Source organism: Hansschlegelia beijingensis (assembly GCF_045505405.1).
In the GTDB taxonomy this organism is placed as follows: domain Bacteria; phylum Pseudomonadota; class Alphaproteobacteria; order Rhizobiales; family Methylopilaceae; genus Methylopila; species Methylopila beijingensis_A.
The window spans coordinates 1-526 of the sequence record NZ_JBJKEX010000737.1 but is presented as its reverse complement, the minus strand read 5'-3'; the positions used below and the strand labels follow the sequence as shown (position 1 = coordinate 526).

The 526-nt window shown below is 69.8% G+C and carries 1 protein-coding gene; it reads left to right on the top strand.

Features of this window, described 5'->3' with window-relative positions; genetic code table 11:
- Window positions 1-272: 272 nt before the first annotated feature.
- Entirely contained in the window at window positions 273-488 is a 216-nt protein-coding gene (locus ACIKT0_RS19910) for a hypothetical protein (protein WP_407106964.1), read from the top strand.
- Window positions 489-526 lie beyond the last annotated feature (38 nt).

Genomic DNA, 526 nt, shown 5'->3' with positions numbered 1-526 from the left:
GCAGGGCGGGGCAATCGGGCCGTCGCCGAGATTTCGTACGGACGCGCGGCTCGCGATGGTCCTCAGTTCTCCCGGGCAGGCGCGTGGCGCGCGCCGAGATTCGCGCCGCTTGCCCGTTCCCCCACCGAAACGCCGCCCCGGGTATCAACCAAAGATTGTAATTGCAGCTACCAGCGCCGTGTAAAACTTTAAGTTGTGTAAAGGCGGGGCGTAACACTGCCTGACCGGGGGGGCGCCGGAGGGGCGCGAACGATCAACGGGGCGGGGGAATCATGCCCATCTGGAGAGCGGCGCTGACCATCGCGGCCGCGGCGGCGCTCGCCGCGTGCAGTTCGGCGAACCAGCGCGTGGCGCATGCGGATTTCGGAACCACGAAGGCCCTGGCCACCACCGGCGCGCTGCGGCTCGTGACGGAGCGCGCGAGGCCCGGCTACCAGCCGGTCGTCTGCTCGGAGCCGAGCCCCGACTATGCGGCGCCGCGCCGTTGACGACGAGCGTGGCCTTCGCGGTTTTGCCGAAGGCGACC

What these genes read in the sequence shown, in the direction of transcription:
- ACIKT0_RS19910 (WP_407106964.1), top strand. Translation starts at nt 273, where the DNA reads ATGCCCATCTGGAGAGCGGCGCTGACCATCGCGGCCGCGGCGGCGCTC.